The organism is Acinetobacter sp. WU_MDCI_Abxb74 (genome assembly GCF_025513915.1).
Lineage (GTDB): Bacteria > Pseudomonadota > Gammaproteobacteria > Pseudomonadales > Moraxellaceae > Acinetobacter > Acinetobacter calcoaceticus_C.
This window is the reverse complement of the sequence record NZ_JAHPRP010000023.1, coordinates 1-887: the sequence shown is the minus strand read 5'-3', so window position 1 is coordinate 887 and position 887 is coordinate 1. Positions and strand designations below refer to the sequence as shown.

Genomic DNA, 887 nt, shown 5'->3' with positions numbered 1-887 from the left:
AGACCAGGGTCCATTGCGATCGGGTGGATTAATTCTACTGACATTTCAACGTTGTCACCTGGCATAACCATTTCAACGCCGTCTTGTAATTGGATTGCGCCAGTTACGTCAGTTGTACGGAAGTAGAACTGTGGACGGTAGCCATTAAGGAATGGAGTATGACGACCACCTTCTTCTTTAGAAAGTACGTATACTTCTGCATCGAATTTAGTGTGCGGCTTGATTGTACCTGGTTTAGCAAGTACTTGACCACGTTGTACGTCTTCACGCTTAGTACCACGTAGAAGAACACCACAGTTCTCGCCTGCACGACCTTCGTCAAGCAATTTACGGAACATTTCTACGCCAGTTACAGTCGTTACTACTGTGTCACGAATACCAACGATTTCAACTGATTCGCCAACTTTAACGATACCAGATTCAACACGGCCTGTTACTACAGTACCACGACCAGAAATAGAGAATACGTCTTCGATTGGCATCAAGAATGCTTTGTCGATAGCACGTTCTGGTTCTGGAATGTAAGAGTCAAGCGCTTCAACAAGAGCAAGAACTGAAGGCTCACCATATTGACCAGCATCGCCTTCCAACGCTTTAAGCGCAGAACCACGGATAACTGGAGTGTCATCACCTGGGAAGTCATAAGTAGAAAGAAGTTCACGAACTTCCATTTCTACTAATTCAAGTAATTCTTCATCATCAACAAGGTCACACTTGTTCAAGAATACGATGATGTAAGGTACACCAACCTGACGAGAAAGAAGGATGTGTTCACGAGTTTGTGGCATTGGGCCATCAGTCGCAGCACATACAAGGATCGCGCCGTCCATCTGAGCAGCACCAGTAATCATGTTTTTAACATAATCGGCGTGGCCCGGGCAGTCTAC

1 protein-coding gene is annotated in these 887 nt (G+C 45.4%); it reads right to left on the bottom strand.

The genetic code is table 11. The features are described 5' to 3' along the window. On the bottom strand, positions 1-887 hold an 887-nt coding region (tuf, locus tag KTH84_RS18970; RefSeq protein ID WP_262474773.1), incomplete at both ends, for an elongation factor Tu.